Source organism: Bacillus sp. CBEL-1, assembly GCF_004348885.1.
GTDB lineage: Bacteria > Bacillota > Bacilli > Bacillales > Bacillaceae_H > Priestia > Priestia aryabhattai_A.
Window position 1 is genome coordinate 142,729 of record NZ_SBIM01000006.1, and the last position, 23,844, is coordinate 166,572.

Annotated in this window: 20 protein-coding genes; 9 read left to right on the forward strand and 11 right to left on the reverse strand. The window is 37.4% G+C overall.

The annotated features are described in order from the left end of the window. Positions 1–30: 30 nt before the first annotated feature. Positions 31–843, reverse strand: coding sequence for a YfkD famly protein (locus EPL02_RS05425; RefSeq protein ID WP_094911349.1), 813 nt, complete (start codon positions 841–843; stop codon positions 31–33). Positions 844–972: 129 nt separating this feature from the next. Next, positions 973–2,025, reverse strand: coding sequence for a calcium/proton exchanger (cax, locus tag EPL02_RS05430; protein WP_094911348.1), 1,053 nt, complete (start codon positions 2,023–2,025; stop codon positions 973–975). 202 nt (positions 2,026–2,227) lie between these two features. Between cax and EPL02_RS05435 the strand changes: the two genes are divergently transcribed. Further along, positions 2,228–2,638 (forward strand): pyridoxamine 5'-phosphate oxidase family protein, encoded by a 411-nt coding sequence (locus EPL02_RS05435; protein ID WP_094911347.1) that lies wholly within the window; start codon positions 2,228–2,230, stop codon positions 2,636–2,638. A 210-nt stretch (positions 2,639–2,848) separates the two neighbouring features. Then, complete coding sequence (gene amyS, locus EPL02_RS05440) at positions 2,849–4,399, forward strand: alpha-amylase (RefSeq protein WP_094911346.1); 1,551 nt, start codon at positions 2,849–2,851, stop codon at positions 4,397–4,399. A gap of 46 nt (positions 4,400–4,445) precedes the next feature. Here amyS and EPL02_RS05445 read toward each other — a convergent pair whose 3' ends face one another. Continuing rightward, entirely contained in the window at positions 4,446–5,498 is a 1,053-nt protein-coding gene (locus EPL02_RS05445) for an aldose epimerase family protein (protein WP_131887211.1), read from the reverse strand. Positions 5,499–5,658: 160 nt separating this feature from the next. On the opposite strand from EPL02_RS05445, the gene EPL02_RS05450 reads away from it, so the two are divergent. From EPL02_RS05450 to EPL02_RS05465, 4 genes are all read left to right on the forward strand, one after another. Further along, positions 5,659–6,255 (forward strand): class I SAM-dependent DNA methyltransferase, encoded by a 597-nt coding sequence (locus EPL02_RS05450; protein ID WP_131887212.1) that lies wholly within the window; start codon positions 5,659–5,661, stop codon positions 6,253–6,255. A 110-nt stretch (positions 6,256–6,365) separates the two neighbouring features. After that, on the forward strand, positions 6,366–7,775 hold the full coding sequence (locus EPL02_RS05455; protein ID WP_062687338.1) for a sigma-54 interaction domain-containing protein: 1,410 nt from the start codon (positions 6,366–6,368) through the stop codon (positions 7,773–7,775). 157 nt (positions 7,776–7,932) lie between these two features. Next, positions 7,933–8,910 (forward strand): agmatinase, encoded by a 978-nt coding sequence (speB, locus tag EPL02_RS05460; RefSeq protein WP_094911343.1) that lies wholly within the window; start codon positions 7,933–7,935, stop codon positions 8,908–8,910. A 59-nt stretch (positions 8,911–8,969) separates the two neighbouring features. Next, positions 8,970–10,382, forward strand: coding sequence for a sodium:solute symporter family protein (locus EPL02_RS05465; RefSeq protein WP_094911342.1), 1,413 nt, complete (start codon positions 8,970–8,972; stop codon positions 10,380–10,382). A 99-nt stretch (positions 10,383–10,481) separates the two neighbouring features. On the opposite strand, the gene EPL02_RS05470 is transcribed toward EPL02_RS05465, so the two are convergent. The 6 genes from EPL02_RS05470 to EPL02_RS05495 form a co-directional block, all read right to left on the reverse strand. Continuing rightward, complete coding sequence (locus EPL02_RS05470) at positions 10,482–11,729, reverse strand: helix-turn-helix domain-containing protein (RefSeq protein WP_094911341.1); 1,248 nt, start codon at positions 11,727–11,729, stop codon at positions 10,482–10,484. A 90-nt stretch (positions 11,730–11,819) separates the two neighbouring features. Beyond that, on the reverse strand, positions 11,820–15,986 hold the full coding sequence (locus EPL02_RS05475; protein ID WP_165932519.1) for a S8 family serine peptidase: 4,167 nt from the start codon (positions 15,984–15,986) through the stop codon (positions 11,820–11,822). A gap of 368 nt (positions 15,987–16,354) precedes the next feature. Next, positions 16,355–16,834: a hypothetical protein gene (locus EPL02_RS05480; protein WP_094911339.1), complete on the reverse strand. Its 480-nt coding sequence runs from the start codon at positions 16,832–16,834 to the stop codon at positions 16,355–16,357. After that, positions 16,834–17,211, reverse strand: coding sequence for a hypothetical protein (locus tag EPL02_RS05485; protein WP_094911338.1), 378 nt, complete (start codon positions 17,209–17,211; stop codon positions 16,834–16,836). The genes EPL02_RS05480 and EPL02_RS05485 overlap by 1 nt, the downstream gene beginning before the upstream one ends. 216 nt (positions 17,212–17,427) lie before the next feature. After that, positions 17,428–17,940: a hypothetical protein gene (locus EPL02_RS05490; protein WP_094911337.1), complete on the reverse strand. Its 513-nt coding sequence runs from the start codon at positions 17,938–17,940 to the stop codon at positions 17,428–17,430. A gap of 198 nt (positions 17,941–18,138) precedes the next feature. Next, complete coding sequence (locus EPL02_RS05495; protein ID WP_094911336.1) at positions 18,139–18,522, reverse strand: OsmC family protein; 384 nt, start codon at positions 18,520–18,522, stop codon at positions 18,139–18,141. Between the two features lie 104 nt (positions 18,523–18,626). On the opposite strand from EPL02_RS05495, the gene EPL02_RS05500 reads away from it, so the two are divergent. After that, positions 18,627–19,856, forward strand: coding sequence for an MFS transporter (locus EPL02_RS05500; protein ID WP_286175257.1), 1,230 nt, complete (start codon positions 18,627–18,629; stop codon positions 19,854–19,856). A gap of 46 nt (positions 19,857–19,902) precedes the next feature. Here EPL02_RS05500 and EPL02_RS05505 read toward each other — a convergent pair whose 3' ends face one another. Both EPL02_RS05505 and EPL02_RS05510 read right to left on the reverse strand, forming a co-directional pair. Further along, positions 19,903–20,838 (reverse strand): cation diffusion facilitator family transporter, encoded by a 936-nt coding sequence (locus tag EPL02_RS05505; protein WP_094911334.1) that lies wholly within the window; start codon positions 20,836–20,838, stop codon positions 19,903–19,905. A 12-nt stretch (positions 20,839–20,850) separates the two neighbouring features. Then, positions 20,851–21,168, reverse strand: a complete 318-nt coding sequence (locus tag EPL02_RS05510) for an ArsR/SmtB family transcription factor (protein WP_094911333.1) — start codon at positions 21,166–21,168, stop codon at positions 20,851–20,853. Between the two features lie 324 nt (positions 21,169–21,492). Here EPL02_RS05510 and EPL02_RS05515 point away from each other — a divergent pair, with 324 nt between their 5' ends. Both EPL02_RS05515 and EPL02_RS05520 read left to right on the forward strand, forming a co-directional pair. Next, the gene (locus tag EPL02_RS05515) at positions 21,493–21,642 is read left to right on the forward strand and encodes a BH0509 family protein (protein ID WP_035319822.1); all 150 of its coding nucleotides are present in this window, start codon (positions 21,493–21,495) and stop codon (positions 21,640–21,642) included. A 207-nt stretch (positions 21,643–21,849) separates the two neighbouring features. Continuing rightward, on the forward strand, positions 21,850–23,766 hold the full coding sequence (locus EPL02_RS05520; RefSeq protein ID WP_131887213.1) for a heavy metal translocating P-type ATPase: 1,917 nt from the start codon (positions 21,850–21,852) through the stop codon (positions 23,764–23,766). Positions 23,767–23,844: the final 78 nt, after the last annotated feature.

Here is a 23,844-nt window from a genome sequence, read left to right on the forward strand (position 1 = left end):
TCCAGTAGGCTGGAGAGGTTTTCTTTTTGATTAACGCGGCTGATCGTAAGCACCAAAGCTTAATGACACGTAATCCTGTACCGGAATCCAAGCACCAATTCCTTGTGACGTTACGTTTTTAACGACAATCATGCGCTTGCTGCCTTTCATAGTTAAATACACTTCACCATACGTTACTTTTCCTTTTTCATGAACGGCCGGTGTATATGCGTATAAGTACCCAACCTTTTTAGGTGCAATATTGTATACCTGATCTTTCTTGGTACCGGCACCGATAATCGTTTGGAATGATAACGTTAGGTTTGTTTTCTTTGAAGCGGTTAAAAGCATCATTTGCTTCACGTGGTCCGCTTCGTTAATACGAGACGTTAAACCGCCTTTTACAATGCTTTGTGATTCTTGATTATAGTGCATTTGCTGCTGAGACTTCCCTGAACGATTATCATAATGATTTGTGTTCACTTTTTGATACTGCCAATTCACACTTGTTGCTTCAGATTCATAGTTAAGCGGCCATTGGCCAAGATAAATTGTTGCTCGAAAACCGATTGCCCACGGTGTCTTTGAAATGGATGTTTCATTTAAGATACGAATTAAATCTGGATTTTGAATTGGCACATTGGACGTTTCAAGTAATTCTTGAGACAGTTCACTTGGCTGTAGATAAGGCGTATCTTGACTCGTATTTGGATTTGTATTTTCCTTTGCAATATGAAGCGTAGAGCTAGGAATTTGAACAGCCGTACTTGGTGTTTTTGTCTCCTTGTTTTTCGCTTCTGTTGTATGCAAACCTGAAAATGACAAGAAAATAGCGAACGTTACGATAGATAATTGACGTAGCATATAAGAGCTCCTTTCAACCTCATAAATAGATGTACGCATAGTTTTTTCAAAGGAATAGCTCTTTATCCTGTTTTAACCAAAGGAAATTATAACCAAAAAAGCCGAGCGCTTCTTCTGCTCGGCTTTTCCTTAAATTAAATAAAATCCAATTCCCATAATGATGTATGCCCCTAATAAAATTGCACCTTCAAACCAGTTCGTATCTCCGTCATTTGAGATGGCCACAGTAACAAAGACTGCTGTTACCATAGCAATAAGCTCTGGCCACGTAAAGACAAGCGGCATTTGCTCCTCAAACAGTAAAGAGATTAACACCAATACAGGGGCCACAAACATGGCTACCTGAAGGGTAGAGCCAATCGCAATCTCAACAGCTACACCCATTTTATTCTTCACAGCCATAATGATGGCAGATGCGTGCTCCGCTGCGTTTCCGACAATGGCCACGATAATAACCCCGATGAACAGCTCACTCCAGCCAAACCGAAGCGCAACGGTTTCAATTGTATGTACTAAACTTTCTGCCACGTAAGCAACAGCGACGGTCGCAAGCAGTAGAACAAGAATTGCTCTGCCTTTTGACCATTCTGGCTCTTCATGTTCTTCCACCTGTTCGCTCTTATGCTGATACACCCCGCGATGAGTCACCAACTTAAAGAGTAATGCCGCTAAGTATAGAAGGATTAACGTAATGGATACACCAACGCTTAGGACTATCGTTTTTTGATCATTCATTCCTTGAGAAAATACTTCTGGAATAACAAATGCTACGATTACAGCGAAAATCAATAGACCAGAGTTATGACGCGCATCGTATACGTTGAACTCCTGACGCTTAAATTTCAATCCGCCAATAAAGAAAGATAAGCCGCCAACAAGAAGCAGATTGCCTAAAACAGAACCTGTTAATGAAGCCAACACAACGCCTATCAATCCAGCTTTTAATGCGAAAATAGAAATGATAAGTTCAACGGCATTACCAAACGTTGCGTTTAATAAACCTCCAATTCGCGGTCCTGCGACAACAGCGAGACTTTCTGTGGCGCGACCCATATAAGCTGCTAAAGCTATAATGGTTAAGCAAAACACTGCAAACATGAGAACCTGCGACCAGTGCAGAAGATTCCCAATCACCGATAGCGGAACACCAATGAGTACCATTATAAAAAACACTCGATTCATTCATATGCACCTACTTCTCTAAGTTAAATCCATTCACTCTACAAGCTTCGTCTTTCTAACGCCTGTTTATTCATTACCCTTGTTACCCTTTTATTTTAAAAAAATAAACTTTTTATGAACAAAATAAATTCTTCTTTAAGAAAATGTTTAAAAAAAGCCCAAACTAGCAAAAGTAAGAAAGATGAAAAAAGGAGTTGAGCATATGTCAGATGTAAAACAAAAAGTACTGTCCATTTTAGATAACTATAAGATTGGTACGCTTGCTACAATCCAAAATAACAAACCCTATTCTCGCTTTATGATGTTTTCTCACGATGACCTTGTACTTTACACAGCAACAAACAAAAACGCACATAAGGTTGATGACATTCAATCTAATCCATACGTTCATATTCTCCTCGGCTATGACGGCCAAGGCTGGAATGATCCGTATGTTGAAATCGAAGCCAAAGCTCTAATTGAAGACAACAAAGAATTAAAAGAAAAGTTTTGGAACGATCATTTAAAAGAATGGATTAACAGCCCAGACGATCCAAACTACGTACTTCTTCAGCTAACACCTGAAAACATTCGCTATTTTGAAAAAGCAGGTAGTGAACCAGAAGAATTGTAATCCTTTAAGAAGCTCAAACAAGAAATTTCTTGTTTGAGCTTTTTTATGCTTGTAGCTTTATATATAGTCGATAAAGCTGATGAATTTTTCTTTTTTTAAAAAATTAGATAACCTTCTTTCTTTTTTTTTGAAAAAAAAGAAGGATTTTTTATTGTTCATCTCTAATTTCTCTTTTGGTAACGCTTACATAAAAGTGAAGGGGATGGAAATGTGAGAACAAAATGGTCAAGAAGATGGTTTAGTTTACTTCTCGCTTTATTGATTTTTGTGCCAACGGTTGCACCGAATCATAAAGCGGAAGCAGCAGCTCAAAACGGAACGATGATGCAATACTTTGAATGGTACGTGCCTAATGATGGCCAACACTGGAACCGATTGCGCAACGATGCAGCATACTTAAAAAGCGTAGGTGTTTCGGCTGTTTGGACACCTCCTGCTTATAAAGGTACAAGCCAAAATGATGTTGGATACGGGGCTTATGATCTCTATGATCTAGGTGAATTCAATCAAAAAGGAACGATTCGAACAAAGTATGGAACAAAAGCAGAATTAAAATCAGCGGTTAGTACTCTCAAAACAAACGGTATTCAAGTGTATGGAGATGTCGTTATGAATCATAAAGGTGGCGCTGACTATACCGAAAACGTGACAGCAGTTGAAGTAAACCCTTCTAACCGAAATCAAGAAACTTCAGGTGAATATACCATCCAAGCATGGACTGGCTTTAACTTTCCAGGTCGCGGGACTACACACAGTCCATTTAAATGGCAGTGGTATCATTTTGACGGAACGGACTGGGATCAATCACGAAATGCCAGCCGTATTTTTAAATTCCGTGGAACAGGCAAAGCATGGGACTGGGAAGTATCGAGTGAAAACGGCAACTATGATTATTTAATGTATGCTGATCTTGACTTTGATCACCCAGATGTTGCGAACGAAATGAAGAATTGGGGCGTATGGTATGCAAACGAAGTTGGCTTAGACGGCTTTCGCTTAGACGCAGTAAAACATATTAAGCATTCTTACCTAGGCGATTGGGTCAATCATGTTCGTACGAAAACCGGAAAAGAAATGTTTACAGTGGCGGAATACTGGCAAAACGATGTGAATGCCATTAACAACTATCTAGCAAAGGTAAACTATAACCATTCTGTCTTTGACGCACCTCTTCACTATAATTTCCACTATGCGTCTCAGTCTGGCGGGAATTATGATATGAGAAACTTATTAAACGGAACGGTTGTGGCTGCGCACCCAACAAAGGCCGTAACGTTAGTTGAAAATCATGATTCACAACCAGGTCAATCCCTAGAATCTGTTGTACAGCCTTGGTTTAAACCGCTAGCTTACGCATTTATCTTAACAAGAGCAGAAGGTTATCCAAGCGTATTTTACGGTGATATGTACGGCACGAAAGGAAACAGTTCATATGAGATCCCAGCTTTAAAAACAAAGATAGAGCCTCTATTAAAAGCTCGTAAAGATTACGCTTACGGTACACAGCACAACTATATGGACCATTGGGACGTAATTGGATGGACGCGAGAAGGAGACAGCACAAAAGCAAAATCTGGTCTCGCAACTCTTGTCACAGATGGACCTGGCGGGTCTAAATGGATGTATGTTGGAAAGCAAAATGCCGGTGAGGTTTGGTACGATATCACAGGTAATCGCACAGATAAGATTACGATTAATGCAGATGGATGGGGGAATTTCCAAGTAAACGGTGGATCTGTATCTGTTTACGTTCAGCAATAAAAAGAAGCTCTGCGGTGAACGATTATCCCGCAGAGCTTTTTACTAGTTAACTCTCAACTGTTCCGAATTGATATGTCGTATTTGCAGAGTACACTTTGTTTTTTTCTAATACAATGGATGGAAATTCTGGATGGTGAATAGCGTTTGGTAAATTCTGTGTCTCTAGACACAAGCCAAGGTACTCACGACTTCTCACATCGCGAATCATTCCTGTATTTTCAAGCATATTCGCCGTATATAACACGACGCATGGCTGGTCTGTTTCTACAATAAGCTTACGCCCACTATCATGATCAACCACCGTTATTTCTTCATTTTGATTCTCGTTCAGTAAAAACGGGTGATCGTAACCATTGCCAACCTTCACATTTTGAGGATGCTGAGATTCTACACCGGCTCGAACCTTCTTCCCTTTTCTAAGATCAAACGCAGTGTCCGTTACGTTTATTTTTTCACCTGTAGGAAGCATAAAATCGTTAAGTTCTAAAAAAGCATCACTCTTCATTATTAATTCATGTTCTAAAACGTCTCTTTTGACGTTCCCACTTAAGTTAAAGTACGTATGATTTGTCATATTCATCAGCGTATCTTGGTCTGAAATTCCATGATATGACACTTTAAGCTTGTTTTCATTCGTAAGCGTATACATTACGCTGACTTTTAAATTACCCGGATAGCCATTTTCACCGTCTGGGCTGTTATATGTAAACGTAACGCTTGCCTCATCCTGATTTTCTTTCACTTCGGCATTCCAAATGACGTGGCTAAACGCTTTGTCTCCACCATGAAGATGCTTCTCTCCTTCATTTTTTGAAAGCTCATATGTTTTATTATCAATTTCAACTTTAGCTGGATGAATTCTTCCTGCTACCCGTCCGACAATTGCCCCGAAGTAAGCCGTGTTATGAAGATAGTCTTCTACCGAATCATAACCTAGTACCACGTTTTCAACCTTTCCAGCTTGATCTGGCACCTGAATTTTAGTAATGATGCCTCCTAAGCTAATACACGTTACGGACATATTGTTATCATTGGTCATCGTGTATGCCATCACTTCTTGACCGTGTAGTTCTCCAAACAAGCGTTGTGTAATGTTCATCTGCTTCCCCTCTGTTTCGTTAGTATATGTAATGCGTAAGTATAATTGAAAGTATATCATTGGTTTTTAGCGCCTGCTAGTTTGACCAAAGCGGATACATGTATTGCCCCTTATTCTTTTGCTATAATACAATCTAACGTTATAAAAGATGGAGGTAAATATGGAAAATAACCCATTTGAACAAATGGCCAAACGATATGATACCGAGGACCGAATAGAATTAGCTAAGGTTATTGTTAAAGAGGTAAAAACTCAGTTAAAAGATAGTCAATCAAAATCATTACTGGACTACGGAAGCGGAACGGGACTTGTCAGCTTAGAACTAACGGATTTAGTCGATTCCGTTTTATTAGTAGACTCCTCTGAGCAAATGCTCGATATTGCAAAAGGTAAAATTGCCTATAACGATATTCAAAATGCCAAAACGCTCTGTGCAGACTTCACAAAGAAAGTACCTACTGTTAAAGCAGATATTGTTTTAATGTCACTTGTTCTTCTTCACATTCCAGAAACTAAGCAAGTGTTGCAACAATTATTCACTCTTTTAAATGACAATGGCAAGCTCATTATTGTGGATTTTGATAAAAATTCTAAAATTAGTCATCCAAAAGTTCATAATGGCTTCTCTCACAGCGAACTAAAAGAATTGTTGCTGGAAGTTGGATTTGCATCAACGACAATTCACACTTTTCATTACGGTGAACGTATTTTCATGAACCAAGATGCTTCAATGTTTTTATCCACCAGTCTAAAGTAATAAGTTCACTTCTTTCAAAGACATTGCCATTTCCCTAAAAAGATATATAAAATAGTTTAATAAACTGAAAATTCTATATAAAAACCATTCCACAAAGGGGTATGTGAATGATGTCTGAACACTATGAAAGCTTAATGATGGAAATGGAAGCTATTTTAGATGCTTCAAATGATAATATAGTGATAGCTGATAGCGATGGAATTATTTTAAAAGCAAGTAAAAACTGTAAAGAAATCTATGGATACGACTCTAACTCTATTATCGGAAAATCTGCTTACGAACTTGAAAAACAGCAGGTATTCTCACCTTCTGTTACGCTGGCCGTTATAAAGAAAAAGAAGAAAGTTCAGCTGATGCAAAGAAACAAAGACGGTGGATTAATCATGGCAACTGGCATCCCAATCTTTAATAAAAAAGGAATCCTGTATCGAATTGTTAGCTTCTCTCATGATTTAACAGAGCTTAAACGATTAAAAGAAGATTATGAACATCTTCAACAGCAACTTAAGCAATACGAAGTTGAGATTCAACAGCTCAAAGAAAAAGAAATAATTCGAAATGGCATGGTAATTAAAAGTAAGAACATGCAGCACGTTTGGGAACTTACTGAGCGAGTAGCTGCAAGTGATGCTAATGTCGTTCTTTTAGGAGAATCCGGTGTAGGAAAAACTGTCTTTGCTCGCGCTTTGCATCAAAACAGTGAGCGAAAAGCTTGTCCTTTTATTGAAGTTAACTGCGGTGCTATTCCAAGCTCTTTATTTGAATCTGAAATGTTTGGTTATGAGAGCGGTGCTTTTACTGGTGCTAACCATAGAGGCCGTAAAGGGTTAATCGAACAAGCTGATAAAGGTACTCTCTTTTTAGACGAAGTTGGCGAACTTCCACTTGATATTCAAACTAAGTTGCTAAAAGTACTCCAAGAAAAACAAATTACACGTCTTGGAGGAGGAAAGACAAAAAAGATTGATTTTCGTTTAGTCGTAGCTACCAATCAAGACCTAAAAGCAAAAGTTAAAAACGGTACGTTCCGAGAAGATCTATTTTATCGCCTATACGTGATTCCTATTACCATCCCACCTCTTCGAGAACGCAAAGAAGATATTTATAGCTTACTAAAAATGTTTTTAGATCGTTTTAATGAGCAGTATTATGTTCAAAAGTCATTTAATCCTAAAGCCATTGATTATTTAAGTGGTTATGACTGGCCAGGGAATGTACGGGAATTGGAAAACTTCGTTGAACGGCTCGTAGTCACTTCTCCTACTGATATCATTCATGTAAATGAAGATTTCTCGTATGGTATTCACACATCTGAAACACCTGTTCAGCATAAAAATTCGATTTACCTAAACCAAGACCTAACATTAAAAGAGGCCTTAGCTGAAGTAGAAAAGCACTTTTTACTAAAAGCTGCCAAGGAAAATAAAACTACATACGATATAGCTAAAGAGCTTGAAATGAGTCAAGCAACTGTTGTTAGACGCTTACACAAATATCAAATTAATTCAAAAATGAATTAAAATTACCGTAAAAAATTCATTTTTGAATCAAATCAACCTTATGGATTAAGCATCAAGATGCTGTTCATAAGGTTTTTTTAAGGTTTTTAAACTTGGCACAGTATTTGCAATATAAAAAAGAAAGGACAATCTATTTAATTAAAGGAGCGATTTACTGATGGCTAAGTATGAACCAAAAAACTCATTTGAATCTCCTCGCTTTTGTGGACCACGTACGTTTATGCGTTTACCTTATATTGAACAGCTTGATTATGATATGGACTTTGTCATTACGGGTATTCCGTTTGATTCAGGTCAATCATTTAGAACTGGAGCCCGCTTCGGTCCTCAAGCAGTAAGAGACTTTTCTATTTTACTTCGTCCGTATAACGTAGAACAAAACATTAATATTTTTGATTATGTCTCTGGTATCGACTACGGTGATATTAATGTCGTTCCGGGATATATTGAGGAGACATACGTAAATATCGAAGAAGCAATTACAGAGATTGTTAATAAAGATATTATTCCTATTTCAATTGGCGGTGATCACTCAGTTACGCTTGGAGAATTACGAGCAATTGCTAAAAAGCATGGTCCTGTAGCTCTTTTACAATTCGATGCTCACTCTGATACATGGGATACTTACTTTGATAAAAAATATAATCATGGTACTGTATTTCGCCGCGCTATTGAAGAAGGTCTAATAGACGTCTCCCGTTCCATGCAAATCGGAATGCGGGGCGGCTTGTATGGACCTGAAGATTTAGAAGATGCGCGTAATTTAGGGTTAGACGTGTACTCTACAAATGATTATAAAAAACACGGTGTAGAAGCCATGCTTAAAAAGATTCACACTCGTGTACAGGAAGGCCCTGTTTTCTTAACGTTTGATATTGACTTTCTTGATCCTTCATTTGCGCCAGGAACAGGAACCCCAGAGGTTTCAGGCGCCTCGATTGATGATGCATTGGCATTTGTAAGAGGGCTTGAAGGCTTATCTTTTGTAGGTTTTGATTTAGTAGAAGTACTTCCAGCCTACGATCATGGAGACATTACAGCAGCAGCTGCTGCTAACATTCTTTATGAATTTGTGACGCTTGTGGCATTAGCGAAAAAAACCAAAACAAAAAAAGAGCTTCAATCCGTAGAATAATAGAATTCTTAATTCCAAGGAGAGAGTTTCTTCTCTCCTTCTACTAAAGGAGCGAATCGATGAATACAGTTGATGGTTTGGTTATTATTATTTACTTTTTACTGTTAATCTTTGTTGGTATTTTAGGCTCTCGACGAGCAAAAACGTCTGAAGATTATATCGTAGCAGGCAGAAACCTAGGGTTTACCATGTATCTTGCATGTTTAGCAGCCGTGATTTTAGGAGGAGCATCCACAATAGGAACAGCTAGGCTTGGCTATGAATTTGGGTTATCAGGACTGTGGCTAGTTGCCATGCTTGGTTTAGGAATAGTCGTCATGGGAATCTTTTTTTCAAAGAAGATTTTTTCGTTAAAAGTGTTAACAATTAGTCAAATGCTAACAGAGCGCTATAATGCACAAACAGGTGTTATTAGCGCATTAGTAGCGGCTATTTATGCAATGATGGTATCAGTAACTCAAGTAATTGGAATGGGAACAGTGCTCCACGTTCTTCTTGGATGGAATCTCACGTTTTCAATGATAATTGGAGGAACTATTGCTCTTTCTTATACTATTCTTGGGGGCATGTGGTCCGTTACAATGACCGATATTGTTCAATTCATTATTATGACAATTGGGATTTTTGCTATTATGTTACCAATGAGTCTTTCCAAAGCTGGCGGCTGGAGCAATTTGCAAACAGAGCTCCCTACTTCTTATTTTGGTATTAGTAGCATTGGCGGAATGGAAATTTTTCAATACTTTCTACTATTCTGCTTAGGAATGGTGGTGGCACAGGACATTTGGCAACGGTTGTTTACTGCAAGAACATTAAAAGTAGCACGTTTAGGGACTTTAGGAGCTGGTATTTATAGTTTATTTTACGCAATTGCTATTAGCATTATTGGTATGTGTGCTTTTGTAGCCATCCCTGCTTTAAACGATCCACAAACAGCTTTTACAAGTATGGCTCTTGAAACATTACCAACAGGTATTTTAGGCATTGTACTTGCTAGCGTATTATCTGCGTTAATGTCAACTTCATCAGGAACACTACTTGCCTCTTCTACTTTAATTGTCAATGACATTATCAAGCCCCTTGTCCCATCTATGAGTGAAAAAATATTTTTAAAAGCATCTCGCTTTACGACCTTAGCTGTCGGTGTTGTGACCATGATCTTTGCCGTATGGATTCAAGACGTTCTTGTCGCATTAGATGTGGCGTACGCAGTGCTATCTGGTTCATTGTTCTTTCCAATTGTATTTGGATTCTTCTGGAGAAAGGCAACGTCCAAAGCTGCTTTCTTCTCTATTCTATTAAGCGCAGCAGTCATCTTAATCGGACTGGTTGTTCAAGGTATTACAGCCACCGAACCTATCGTTTACGGACTGATTACGAGCTTTATTTCTTTTGTTACTATTTCACTTACTAGTAAACAAACTCAAATCTCTACTAATCCTAAGCTACCAAAAAAACAGTCTGTTTCTTAAACAAAAAGATAAAATCTACCGGACAGTAGAAGGTAAGCTGATGAAAAGGCTTACCTTTTTATTTGTAGAAGTAACATATAGCTAATTTTATGTATAGTTTTAATGGTGATCATAAAAGCTTGTTTTTGAACCGATATAAGAATGAGCTATTTTCATTGCCTTCTTTAAATCTCCCTTTTCAGAGTAGTAGTAAAAAAGCTTTCTTTCATAGTGCTCAACAAGAATAAAATAACCTATTTTTTGATAATAGGGTAATATAGTTTCTTCAATTAGTGTATAGTAGTTCTCATTATCGTCCTTCATTTCATATATAACCATTTGAAAATCCATCCATTGAGGTGAATTTATTTTTTTCGCTCCTTTGAACCCTTTTTCTGCTAAAGTTAACAATGTAGTCACCGGAGTTAAATTCCCTCTATACGAAGCATTAATATATTGGTAAAGCGTTGTTAAATACTGTGGAGAAGATTGATCCATCAGTGCCAATGCATCATTAAAATACCCTACCGATTCGGAATACAGCTTTCTTCTATAACATTCGAAGCCAAAATTATGGTAAACCTTTGCTTTATATGCTGGCGAGCGCACTGAATCACATAATTTTAGTAGTTGTTCATATTTCTCTTTTGTTTCTTCAAAATGATGGAGTTCTTTTGCATTAAGTTGAACAATGAGCATTAATTCTGTATCAATAATACGTAGAATATTTAACGTTCGCTGAAAAAAACTTAATGCTTTTTTTCCATAATAATAAGCAGTGATATTAGAATGGACTGAATGGTAAGCAAGTGCTAGATGGTAAAAATATTCCTCGTTATTATAGTGCTCTATATCAATTTTGGTAAGATGCTCAATGCAATGACGAAATTCACCCATTTGAAAATAATAAATACCTATAATATGTTTTAGCATATTACGCGTATAGCCCGACAAAATTCCTTCCTGCCTTTGAATTTCTTTTATAAGTTGGTTAGCTGTATTTAGGTCTTGATTAAACAAAAAGTATCTAACAGAAAGCAATTGATAGATTTGTTGAAATTCAGGCATTTTAATAAGCGGTTCTTTTTCTAGCTCCTCCCTATAGGTTTTGGACTCTGCGCCATGCTGCATGACAATAGCTTGTTCCCATTGTTGCAATTTTTTAGACAAGCGGTGATAGCGATTAGTTTCTGCTTGAAGGTTAATTTTCAGCCTTTGAGCTAGCATACCTGTAATCTCTTTTGAATACTCTGTAAGTCCTCTTTCAATCTTGCTTAAGTGAGTAACTGAACAAATACCTTCACATAGTTGAGCTTGCGTTAAACCGCTTTTTTCTCGATAAAATTTTATAATTTTTTCTTCAACCATAATCAACCTCACTTAAAGTGTTTTCCTATATTATAGCAAGCATAAAAAAAAAGCGAAGGAAATCTCCAACGCTTTCTTTCAAATTTATCGTTAATTTTTAGGTGTTAAACCTACTTCTTTTAGATAATATGCAAGATCCTTTTTACCAATTGTTTCTTTTGGATTATTGCCTTTTCCAGCCAATTGACCTTTTGTGAGGAAATTTTGTTCAATTAACCGAATATCGGTTTCATTGACTGTGTTATCTTGGTTCAGATCTGCTTTTCCTCCTTGTTTACCGTAGTCTTCAACTGCTTCTTTTACATCACGAATGTCAATAACTTCGTCTCCAGTTACATCACCTACTAGGTTTTTTCCTGGGTTTTGTCTCCAATAAATACCGCGATATTCTCCTTCTTCTTCAATGCTTCCCATCACGTGCATAGATTGTGTGAGGTGTCCAGGAACTTTTGCATAAATTTTATATGCGTCTTTATCTGCTGGGACAATGAATTCATAACCCCCGCGTTTATCTAATTTAGCTTCAAATACTTCATCCTTACTATTCTTGGCATAAATGTTAGCATTAATCTTTGTAAAATCATATTTATTATTACTGTATCCTTCTGGAGTTAAAAATGCTTCCGGCGCGAAGTTACCAGTAAACCTACTATGTGTTGAAATAACCTCCATGTTTTTGAAACTATAAGCTGGAATACTGATATTTTCTGTCTTCCCTGCTTTTTTATAAGACAGGTTTGTAAGTTGTGCACCAGTATTTTTAGAAACCTCTGTGTCGTTTATTAATTTAAACGTTACATCGAGGAAAGGCGTATCTCCACTAATACCATTAAATCCATCTTTCACCAAAGAAGCCCCCACCTGAACAGAAGATTCAGACACCTTTGGCTCATCAAGCTTAACCTCAGCTCCATATTTGTTGGCTAATTCTTGAAACTCCTTGTTAACTTTTACTTCTTTGAACTGTAATACATAGTTATTATCTATTTTCATTGAGCCAGCCATAAACTCTTTTACATTATTAAGGCTTACAGTCAATGTTGCCTCATCATTTAATTGCACTTTTTCTTTATTAAAGTAACCTCCTGCATACTCCGTCCCTTCATTCATAAAGATATAACGAGGTGAGTAATGATAATCAGCCGCTGTTGCCATATCCCATGGGAACAAGCGTAGTTCATAAGGTTTTTTCTCATATTCTTCTGGTAGAACTCCAAACTTTGTCTCACCATTATCTTCAATTTGCAAAAATCCTCTAATAAATGGTGGGCCACTTTCGTAGTAAGCAACTGAATTTGTTTTTTGAGTATACTTAAAGCCTCTTTGTTTCAGTAAGTCGACGGTATTATCTTTGACTGTTCCATGTACCCAAAGCCCATAGTACCCATCTTCTTCAGATAACATATCTTTCGTAACCTCAATCGGCCCTGGTTCAAGAGCTAAATCTATCTTTGGTGGTGTATTATCTATTACTCCCACACTTTCTTTGCTATATGTTTTTCCATCTTTATCTCTACCAATAAATTCAATGACATATTCACCTTCTGGAACTTTTTGAATATAATCGCCAATTGGTTGCTTTTTGTCACCAGTGAATGGATAGACAAGGCCTCTATGCCCAAAATAAATTAAGTATTCTTTATCAGGAATCGCACCTTTTCCATCGTAGCTACCAATTACTCCAACTGCTTGGCCGGTTTTTTTATCTCTCATTACAATATCGAAATGCTCCATTGGACTATTCAACTTAAATACAATGTGAGTTCCTGGCGTGTAATATTGATGAAAAGGTGTATTATTTGTAACGGACGGTACAAGAGGTTCCGCTACGGCAATACCTTTTTCAACAACTCGTATAGCAAATGGAATTTGGTAATGATCTTTCTCATCTTTTTCATTTACAATATGAATATATCCTTCGTAGCGTCCAGGCTTTGCATCACTTGGAACCGTAATTTCAGCAGAAATCTCTTGAGTACTTTCTGGGTCAAGATGCAATTGTTGAGGTACGTTAACTTTTATCTTATTGGTTATGCCATCTTGTATCCCTGTCCCAGCTTTATGGTACTCCACATTAACTTGAAACGACTTCGCTTCTCTTCCTTTATTTATTATTTTGATGAGGCGGTTTTCATTAATAGGACTTCCTGTTAAGTAATGACTTTCATAGTTAATCGAACCTGTTAAATTATCGATTTCTACATACTCACCGTTTTGGATGTCATCAGTGCGATTTAATACTTTAAAAGATATATCAGAATGAACCGCTTGATATGCGTCAATACGTCCAGCCCCTACTTCGTGAACAGAATAATTGCTCTTTAGGTCTTCTGCCGTATTCATAAGCATAGCTTTCATTTCAAACGGATCAACATTTGGATTTTTTTGTAAAATAAGTGCTGCTACACCCGCTACGTGTGGCGTAGCCATTGAAGTACCGTTTAAGCGAGCATAAGCAGTTGTAAAATCCTCACCGTCTTGTGGGTGATTCATAAATTCTGGATACGTAGAAAAAATGGATACTCCTGGCGCAACGATGTCTGGCTTAATATCATCGTTACTATTAACAGGGCCTCTAGAGCTAAAACTTGCTAAAGAGTCTCCTCCTGTTTTCACACTAGATAGAGTATTAAATGTAATAGATTCTTCATTCTTTAATTGTTCTCCATCTGTTTTTGTAAGCTGAAATGTTGGAATATATTTCGTACTTTCACCCATATAAGAAGGAATGTCACCCTCTTCATTATTATAAATAATGACGGCTGTTGCTCCTGCTTTCTTAGCATTTTGTATTTTTGCTTCAAATGTAAGCTCGCCGCGCTGAATAAGCGCTATCTTTCCATTTAAATCTTTACCATTAAAGTCTTCTGGTTTTCCTAATCCAACTGACGCAATAGGATAGGTACGTCCTTCAAATTCTCTTAAACTGTCATTAAAATGTTTTCCTAACAGCTTCATTGATTCAATTGTTTTATTACCTGCCGTTACTGAAAAAGTTGGGATGGAAATAGCTGCATCACTAGCTCCTACGGTAATTCCAAATGCACTTGTCCCCGGCGAATTAACCGTCTTTTCAGATGGTCCCGTATTTCCAGCTGCTACTACGGATACAACACCTGATAGCATCGCATTGTTAATTGCAACAGATGTAGGATACAGCGGATCGTTTACATTTGCCCCTAGCGATAAATTGATGACATCCATTCCATCTGCCACAGCTTTATCGATACCTGCTAAAACTCCTTCAGTTGCACCAGAACCATAGGGACCAAGTACTTTATAAGCATATAATTCAACATCTGGCGCTACGCCTTTTACTGCGTAATCTACCTTATTATCTTTTTGAGCCGCAATTGTACCGGATACGTGAGTACCATGAGACGTATAATATGCATTTCCTGAAGCATTAAATTCAGGAGAGCTCGTTGCTTTCCAATCTTTATGCGTTGTTTCCATCGGATCGGCATCATTGTTAATAAAATCCCATCCCTTTACAGAAGACGGATTTACACCTTTTCCATCGCTTCCTTCTGCTGATCGATATCCTTTATATGAATCTGATAAATCTGGATGTGTGTAGTCAATGCCTGTATCCAGCACTCCCACTTTAATACCTTGACCTGTAATTCCTTCATCATGAAGCTTATCTACTCCAATTTGTGGAATGCTGTCAATCATTTTAGGAGTAGCTTTCTCCCCTTTTGACTTAGGAAGTTCAAGTTGAATTTGAACATTGCTCCAAATTCTTTTTACTTCTCCAGAATTCAATAATTCTTCAACTGCCGTTCCAGGAAGGCTCATTGCTACACCATTAAAGGCATTTTTATACTCATGCTTCACGTTAATCTTACTTGGATCGTATACCGCCTTTTTTTTCTTAGTTTTTAATTGATCTATATACGTTTTGAATTCTTTATGTGACTGTTCAACTCTTTGTTTTGCAGTACCTAAAGAGATTTTCTTTTGATTAAGCATTTGTTTTTTCACTTCTACTTTTGCTGGATCTTGCTTAAACTCAACGATAATCTCAACGTTTTCTGGGGTTGTAGTATTAATATCGGGTGAAATAATAAAGCCAGGTCCAATTTCAAGTTGTTGTAAAGCTTCTCTTTGTTCTTTTGATAAATTATTTAGTACTTGTTCCGCTTCACTCATCGTGATACTTGGCTCTTTTGCTAAAGCAGCGTAAGGTGTAGAGGTAGAAATTATCACACCAGCTACTAAAGCACATTTTAGCAAATGTTTTTTTGCTTTCATTTGAATCCCCCTTATATGAAAAATATAGTTTATAAATCGAATCTATATTTATCGTAACGGGATTAAGGAGAAGAAGTAAATTGGGGTAATAAAACGGGAAGAAAGAACCTATTGATGGCAAATAATAACCTTAAAGTTATGAAAATATATGCTAAGAACTCTCACAAAGAGAGTTGTATGTTACATAATATGTTTTGATATCTAGTAAAAAACCCCAATTGCTTCTTTTAGTACAAAGAAGGTACAATTTATATAGAAGTTACTTCCAGATCACTACAATAGCCTACTATTGTGAGTGAAACAGCCAAGCCCTTCAATCAACCATAACAAGAAAACTCTCTTAAGTTTTACTTAAGAGAGTTTTCTTGTTACCCTTTAAAAATCACAGCAATCATTTCATCTTCGGTCATGCTGCTATCAACTTCAAACGTTCCTGGACGAAGTTTGTTTTCCACGCCTTGTCCTTCTACCTTTTTGTAGAACTCAAAGCCGCTTTTTACGATTTTAGCTTTTTCAAGAACCTCACCAACATCAACTGCCGTCATACCAGATGACACGTTGATAATTGTGCGATAAACTGGTTCTTCTTTTGACTGCTCTTCTTTTTCTTCTTTCGATTCTTTTTGAGCTTCCTGTGCTGCTTCTGCTTGCGCATCAGCTAACTGCTTGTCCAGTTCATCTTGTGTTTGAACCACAAATCCTTTGTCTTCTAACTGAATTTGCATCTCTTCTTCTGATAACTCTTTAGAAGTTGAAGTTGAAGATGGCTCAAGCAAGTACACAATGCCAGTTGCCGTTGCTGCAACGAGTAAACCCATAGCAAAGCTGCGTAGCGTATTCGGTGTCATTATGCCATCATGCTCCCTTCATCTTTCTTCTTCGTGTAAGGAGCTAGCATTTGTTCCACTTCTTGTTGCGTATAGCCTTTCATTCGTCCTGCAATGCTTTCAGATGAATAACCGCGCTTGTGCATGTCAATCATATTGCGAAGATCTTTACGCTCAGGTGATTCTAGACCTAATACACCTGATTTTTCTGCTGTAATCGCCGCATCAATTTCAAGAGTACGAATACGGTCATTCAATTCATTCATTTCTTGTCCAATGGTCAGCGTCAACTGTTCTAGCTGCTGATCTGTATGAGTTTGTGCTTGTTTTGTTTTTCTGAAAGATAGAATAAGCAATACAATAGCTATTCCTAGTAAACTAACTATAAGTAATACCATGGTAAATCCTCCCTTATTTGTATATCGATTATCTCATTCATACTGAATTATACATTGATAAACTCAGCATTTCGAATCAAAGCCCTAAAACTAGCCGATAGTCCTATCATCATTCTAAGAAACCTTTAGTAATCAAATCTATCTTACTTGTCTTTTCCTTTTCTTTCAATCTTCAATTAGTTCTATACACCTATTTCATGTAAGGTGATGCGTATCTTATTGATGTGCATAATACGTATCGTACAAGCCGTTATAGTCATCTTTTAACTTAGCGATGTTCATTGTATCGTTTGAGACAATATCAATAACATCCGTACTTACATATAACAAATAGTCATTCGAATAAAATGAAATATATGCTGGCCTTCCTCCCTTTCTGATACTCAAACAATAATTATAAATATCGTTAGAACTTAAATTTTTGATAGAAGCATAGACAACTGCATTATTTTTATCTTCCCCTACTATGTATTCTTTCCAATTGTTCAACTGAAAGGTAAGACCAACTCTGGATTTAGCTGACCGACGCTTTCCATTAAAGATGTACGCTGAAATAAAAATAGCATTAATGTCTTTCCTCTCAGGAAAGACTTCGTTAATAATACTTTTAAAATCAGCCAGCGATAGTTCATAAAGATCAAATCGGATTCTATTGTTCTGATGAACTTGGAAAAAAGGTATTCCTTTTGTATAGTCAAAATCAATCATAAAATCTTTTAATTGAACCAAATTGTATCAGCTCCTCTTTTTTAGGGTGACGTCCTAATTTTTAAAACGCTCTGCTTTACATATGGGAATATATTCTAAACACTTTTTTATTATAGATGATTTTAGTTAAAATTGAACCTTCTTTCATAAGGAATAGATTAAGCATAATCATAGATAACAAGAAAAAACCCTCTCAGATTTATTCTGAGAGGGATAAATTTATGCGATCAACTCAAATGTTTCCGTTACATTGATGCTGTTAACAACAGATTGAAGCATTGAACAATTCTTTCTAGCAAGTTCGATTGATTTTTCAATTTTATCGTGCGGAAGATTTTCACCGCTAATTTTATAGTGTAAATGGATGCTTTCAATGCGATTTGCTTCTTTTTCATTTCGCGTCACGTCTGCTGAAATGTGAATATCTTTCACTTCAATGCGCTTCTTTTCTAATATTTTACGAAGAACGCCACCGCTACAAACCGCAATGGATGAAACCATTAGCTGAAACGGACGAAAGCCGTATTCATCATCTCCTGCCACCTGCAAATTCCCAAATGGTAAATCTGTTGAGAAACCAACTTCTTGCATTTTAAATTCCATCCCAAAATACCTCCTAGGGTTTTAATTCGTTATATCACGAATTGGAACGATACTCAAATATTTAAGTTCCCTTATTGTCATTTTCAGATAGATTCTATACGATTATACGTGGAGAAAAAACATCTAAAAACGAGGTCACTTATATGAACAGAACGTTACGAACACGATTTTGGGTCTTGGTTAGCCTAGTAGCGATTTCTGGCTTTAGTCAAGGTATGTTGTTACCACTTATTGCTATTATCTTTGAAAAAGATGGGGTATCATCGACTTTAAATGGATTAAACGCTGCTGGCTTATATATTGGTATTTTACTGGCATCTCCATTTATGGAGCCACTCTTACGAAAGTATGGCTATAAACCGATTATCATGTGGGGAGGAGCTTTAGTAATCTTATCCCTCTTTTTGTTTCCGCTTTGGAAATCGGTTACGTTTTGGTTTTTGCTTCGTCTCGCAATTGGAATTGGGGATCATGCTCTTCACTTTGCTACGCAAACGTGGATTACAGCATTTTCACCTGTTGAAAAGCGCGGACGAAACATCTCACTGTACGGCCTTTCCTTTGGCATTGGTTTTGCGGTCGGTCCTTTGATGGCCAATTTGGTTAACGTAAGTGAATCGTTGCCGTTTATTTTTTCAGCTTTCATTTGCTTCATCACATGGGCATTTTTATTTTTATTAAAAAATGAAATTCCAACGGGTGATGAAGAAATAAGTACAATGTCTTTTGCTGCAACAATGAAGCGCTTTTCACAAGCCATAAAATACGGTTGGATTGCGTTTTTACCACCGCTTGGTTACGGGTTCTTAGAGTCGTCACTAAATGGAAGCTTTCCGATTTACGGATTGCGAATTGGTTTAAACGTAGAATTTATTTCACTTTTGCTAACCTCTTTCGCAGTCGGCGGTATTATATTTCAGCTCCCTCTTGGCATGCTGAGTGATAAATATGGACGAAAGTTTGTTCTTCACTGGATTTTATTTTTAGGCTCTGGAGCATTTTTATTGGCAACGCTACTAGAATCTACAACAATTCCACTATTAGCTTGCTTATTTATCGGAGGGATGCTCCTTGGCTCTACGTTTAGTCTAGGAATCAGTTATATGACAGATCTCATGCCAAACTCGCTGCTACCAACAGGCAACTTGCTGTGTGGAATTTCCTTTAGCGTTGGAAGCTTAGCGGGACCGTACCTAGGTGGAACTTTTATCGGATTATTTGAAGGACTAAGCTTTTTTGTCGTTATTAGTTCTGTACTATTTTTAATTTTTCTGTGCGTCTTTTTATTTGGCACATCCGTGCAAAGCTACAAAAAGACTACCTTATCAAAGTGAATGCAAAAGGAGGTTGCTTTATTGCAACCTCCTTTTCTATTCTTCTCTATACCTTCAGCTCACCATGCTCAAGTCCTGGCTTCTCAACTTGAATCGTCGAATGCTCAATACCACACTGCTCCTTCACTAAGTTCAGTGCCTTTTGTAAAATAGCCTGACAATCCTGGTCGTCACTTACTTGTAAATGACAGCTAAAAGAATGAAGTCCAGATGTAATCGTCCATACATGAATATCGTGAACATCTTTTACACCATCAATTTCTTTAAGTAATCCCTTAATTTCGTTTGTATCTACGTGTGCAGGTGAACCCTCCATCAAAATATGAACGCTATGAGTTAACACTCCCCAAGCACTTTTTAAAATCAAGAGTGCTACCACCACAGAAATAATAGGGTCGGCAATATACCAATTAAATAAAAGCATGAGTAACCCGGCAACTAAAGCGCCAACAGAACCTAAAGCATCTCCTAACACGTGCAGATATGCACTTCGCAAATTAACGTTATCCTTTACGTCGCCTTGTCGTAAAAGCGACCAAGCACTAAGCAGGTTAGCACCTAAACCAATAGCTGCAATAACCATCATCATACCGCTCGCAACCGTTTGAGGATGCAGCACGCGTTCATAGGCTTCATAGATAATAAAACCTGCGATAACAAAGAGCGTTACTCCGTTAAATAAAGCAGCCAACACTTCGAATCGATAGTATCCGTACGTTTTTTCCGATGAAGCTGCACGGTTTGCAAACCAAATAGCTACAAGGCTTAGTGCTAGTGAACTTGTATCCGAAAGCATATGCCCACTGTCGGATAGGAGTGCCAAGCTGTTTGTCACAAGTCCTCCAATGAATTCTAAAATCATAATACCTGCTGTAATACATAAAGCAATAAGAAGTCCTTTTTGGTTGCCCTCACGCTGCCTGTCAAAATGATGATGCCCATGGTGGTCATGGCCGTGATGGTGATGATGGTGGTGACTCATTCAATCTCCTCCCTATTCTTCGTGCACGCATTCAATGTGCTGAATCACTTGATTTAAAATACCTACAACATGTTCGTCGGCATATGTGTAAAAGTATGTATTTCCTTCTCTTCTGTATTTCACTAATCGTAAATTTCGCAAATAGCTTAGCTGGTGGGATACAGCGGATTGTGAAATGTTTAATACTTCTGTCATATGGCCAACGGAACACTCTTCTTGAAACAGTAAATATAAAATTTTCATTCTTGTAGGATCAGAAATTGCTTTTAGCATGCGAGACGCTTCATCGACCGTTCTGGCCGATAAAAAGTGATGGTCTGCTCTTTTCATTAAAGCTTCCCCTTCCACAATACACAATAGTATATGAACATATGCTCATATACTTTATTGTAAATTTCAGAAAAATATTTGTCAACTGTTACTATTTCCAGAAATACTGTTTTCATTACTACGGGCTAGCATGCCGTGCTGCTTCATCATTCTTTATTTAACGAGTTAAAACTAGATATAACGTCTGTGATTTCTAGACTGAATCAATCATTTTAAAAAAATAAGCCTAATTTTAAAAAAAGCTACACAAAATTCAGAAAACTGTTATATAATACAATTAATAATAATAAACTGTATTAAAACAGATTGAGAGGAGAAATAACAATGAGCAGACAAGAACGCAAGAATATGATTATGTTTATTGAAACAATTAAGGGGTTTGATCGTGAGACATTAATGTATATGACAGACGCTGACATCGAACATGTTTATTCTTCTGCATATCGACTGTATGAAGAACACTTAGATATGTAAGAGCATATACTCTTCTTAGATTATAAACGCAATTTTCACTATTCCTTCTGTAGCTATTCCATGTTATACTTTTGTTACTAATATATTCAAAAAACCTTATAACAATTGTAAGACGTGCTGCTATCGCTGAGATGGCAGCTTTTGTGCTTTTTTAGGGGTAATGATTGTGATTATTCTTCTCAACTACTACATTATAGGAGGCTTTTTATGGAACAAACATTAGCAAAAAAACAAGAGAATCAATCAGCTTCTTCGTTCCTTGCTGGCATGCAGGCACACGGCGAATTGATTGCTGCTCTTGTAAGCGGCGTGCTTATCTTAGCTGCTTGGCTTTTATCAAAACAAGATGCTTCGACCTTATCTATTACGTTATTCGTGCTTGCTTATGTTATTGGCGGATTTGCCAAAGCTAAAGAAGGCATTGAAGAAACAATTGAAAATAAAGAACTAAACGTGGAAATGCTGATGATTATTGCAGCTGTTGGTGCCGCTGTAATTGGTTACTGGACAGAGGGTGCCATGCTTATCTTTATTTTTGCATTAAGCGGAGCGCTTGAAACATACACCATGAATAAAAGCAGTCGCGAAATCAGTGCTTTAATGGATTTACAGCCTCAAGAAGCAACTCGTTTAAACGGGGATCATGAAGAAGTCGTAGCTATTTCTGAACTACGAGTAAACGATACTTTACTTGTGAAGCCTGGTGAACGCGTACCTGTAGATGGCATTGTCTTATCAGGTGAAACAACAATTGATCAGGCTGCGATTACCGGTGAATCAGTTCCCGTTTTAAAAACGGCTGATCAAGAAGTATTTGCAGGTACGGTAAATTTAAAAGGCGCTATCGTCATTCAAATGACAAAGCCAAGTACGGAAACGCTATTCCAAAAGATTATTCAGCTTGTTCAAAGTGCCCAAAGCGAGAAATCACCTTCTCAGCTATTCATTGAACGATTTGAAGGAACCTATGTAAAAGTGGTTCTATCCGTTGTTGCCATCATGCTATTCCTTCCTCACTATGTTCTTGGGTGGAGTTGGACTGAAACATTTTACAGAGCGATGATTTTACTGGTTGTCGCCTCTCCTTGTGCACTTGTAGCGTCTATTACGCCAGCTTCTCTGTCAGCTATTTCAAACGGAGCCCGTAAAGGAATCTTATTTAAAGGGGGCGTACATTTAGAGCGATTAAACCATTTAAACGCTGTTGCATTTGACAAAACCGGGACGCTTACGAAAGGAAAGCCTGAGGTAACGGATGTACTTGTTCGTGACGGCGTTTCTGAAGATGAGTTTTTAATTAAAATTGCTTCAATTGAACGTCATTCAAACCATCCGCTTGCTCAATCAATTGTACAATTTGCAAAAGATAAAAAAAACCTTCAGTTACTTCAACCTGAATCTCTTGAAGATGTTCCGGGATTTGGTGTTATTGGTACCATTCAAGGTAAGCAGTGGAAGATTGGAAAAGCAGATTTTATTGGCAAGAACGATGCAATGTCCTTTAAGAACGGTTCTGCAACGGCTCTTGCTTCGGAGGGAAAAACTGTTGTTTATGCAAGAGATGAACACGGCGTTATCGGAATCCTAGCATTAAAAGACGTGGTGCGAACAGAAGCAGTCGAAGCAATTAAAGTCCTGAAATCCTTAGGTATCCACACGGTTATGATTACGGGAGATAGTGAAAAAACAGCGGAAGCCATTGCAAAAGAATGCATGGTAGATGAATATATTTCTGAATGCTTGCCTGAAACAAAGGTGGATAAAGTAAAGGAATTAAAAGAAAAATATTCGACTGTAGCTATGGTTGGAGACGGAATTAACGACGCTCCGGCTCTTGCTACTTCCAATGTTGGAATTGCTATGGGAGAAGGTACAGACGTTGCATTAGAAACGGCTGACGTTGTATTAATGAAAAATAATCTATCTAGAATTGCCGATGCTGTTAAATTATCTAAGCGAATGAACAGCATTGTTAAGCAAAACGTTATTTTTTCAATCAGCGTTATTTTCTTATTAATCGCATCAAACTTCCTTCAAGTTCTGGATATGCCTTTTGGCGTGATTGGACATGAGGGGAGCACAATTCTCGTTATCTTAAATGGACTGCGTTTATTAAAGTCTTAACACCCAAAAAGAGGCCTTTTATCAGGCCTCTTTTTTATAAGAGCAAATTCCTTAATGGTAACCGTTTTGTCCATTTTG

Excerpts from the sequence above, each read along its gene's own strand:
- EPL02_RS05425 (WP_094911349.1), bottom strand. The coding sequence starts at position 843 with ATGCTACGTCAATTATCTATCGTAACGTTCGCTATTTTCTTGTCATTT.
- cax (WP_094911348.1), bottom strand. The coding sequence starts at position 2,025 with ATGAATCGAGTGTTTTTTATAATGGTACTCATTGGTGTTCCGCTATCG.
- EPL02_RS05435 (WP_094911347.1), top strand. The coding sequence starts at position 2,228 with ATGTCAGATGTAAAACAAAAAGTACTGTCCATTTTAGATAACTATAAG.
- EPL02_RS05445 (WP_131887211.1), bottom strand. The coding sequence starts at position 5,498 with ATGAACATTACACAACGCTTGTTTGGAGAACTACACGGTCAAGAAGTG.
- EPL02_RS05450 (WP_131887212.1), top strand. The coding sequence starts at position 5,659 with ATGGAAAATAACCCATTTGAACAAATGGCCAAACGATATGATACCGAG.
- EPL02_RS05455 (WP_062687338.1), top strand. The coding sequence starts at position 6,366 with ATGTCTGAACACTATGAAAGCTTAATGATGGAAATGGAAGCTATTTTA.
- speB (WP_094911343.1), top strand. The coding sequence starts at position 7,933 with ATGGCTAAGTATGAACCAAAAAACTCATTTGAATCTCCTCGCTTTTGT.
- EPL02_RS05465 (WP_094911342.1), top strand. The coding sequence starts at position 8,970 with ATGAATACAGTTGATGGTTTGGTTATTATTATTTACTTTTTACTGTTA.
- EPL02_RS05470 (WP_094911341.1), bottom strand. The coding sequence starts at position 11,729 with ATGGTTGAAGAAAAAATTATAAAATTTTATCGAGAAAAAAGCGGTTTA.
- EPL02_RS05475 (WP_165932519.1), bottom strand. The coding sequence starts at position 15,986 with ATGAAAGCAAAAAAACATTTGCTAAAATGTGCTTTAGTAGCTGGTGTG.
- EPL02_RS05480 (WP_094911339.1), bottom strand. The coding sequence starts at position 16,834 with ATGACACCGAATACGCTACGCAGCTTTGCTATGGGTTTACTCGTTGCA.
- EPL02_RS05485 (WP_094911338.1), bottom strand. The coding sequence starts at position 17,211 with ATGGTATTACTTATAGTTAGTTTACTAGGAATAGCTATTGTATTGCTT.
- EPL02_RS05495 (WP_094911336.1), bottom strand. The coding sequence starts at position 18,522 with ATGGAATTTAAAATGCAAGAAGTTGGTTTCTCAACAGATTTACCATTT.
- EPL02_RS05505 (WP_094911334.1), bottom strand. The coding sequence starts at position 20,838 with ATGAGTCACCACCATCATCACCATCACGGCCATGACCACCATGGGCAT.
- EPL02_RS05510 (WP_094911333.1), bottom strand. The coding sequence starts at position 21,168 with ATGAAAAGAGCAGACCATCACTTTTTATCGGCCAGAACGGTCGATGAA.
- EPL02_RS05515 (WP_035319822.1), top strand. The coding sequence starts at position 21,493 with ATGAGCAGACAAGAACGCAAGAATATGATTATGTTTATTGAAACAATT.
- EPL02_RS05520 (WP_131887213.1), top strand. The coding sequence starts at position 21,850 with ATGGAACAAACATTAGCAAAAAAACAAGAGAATCAATCAGCTTCTTCG.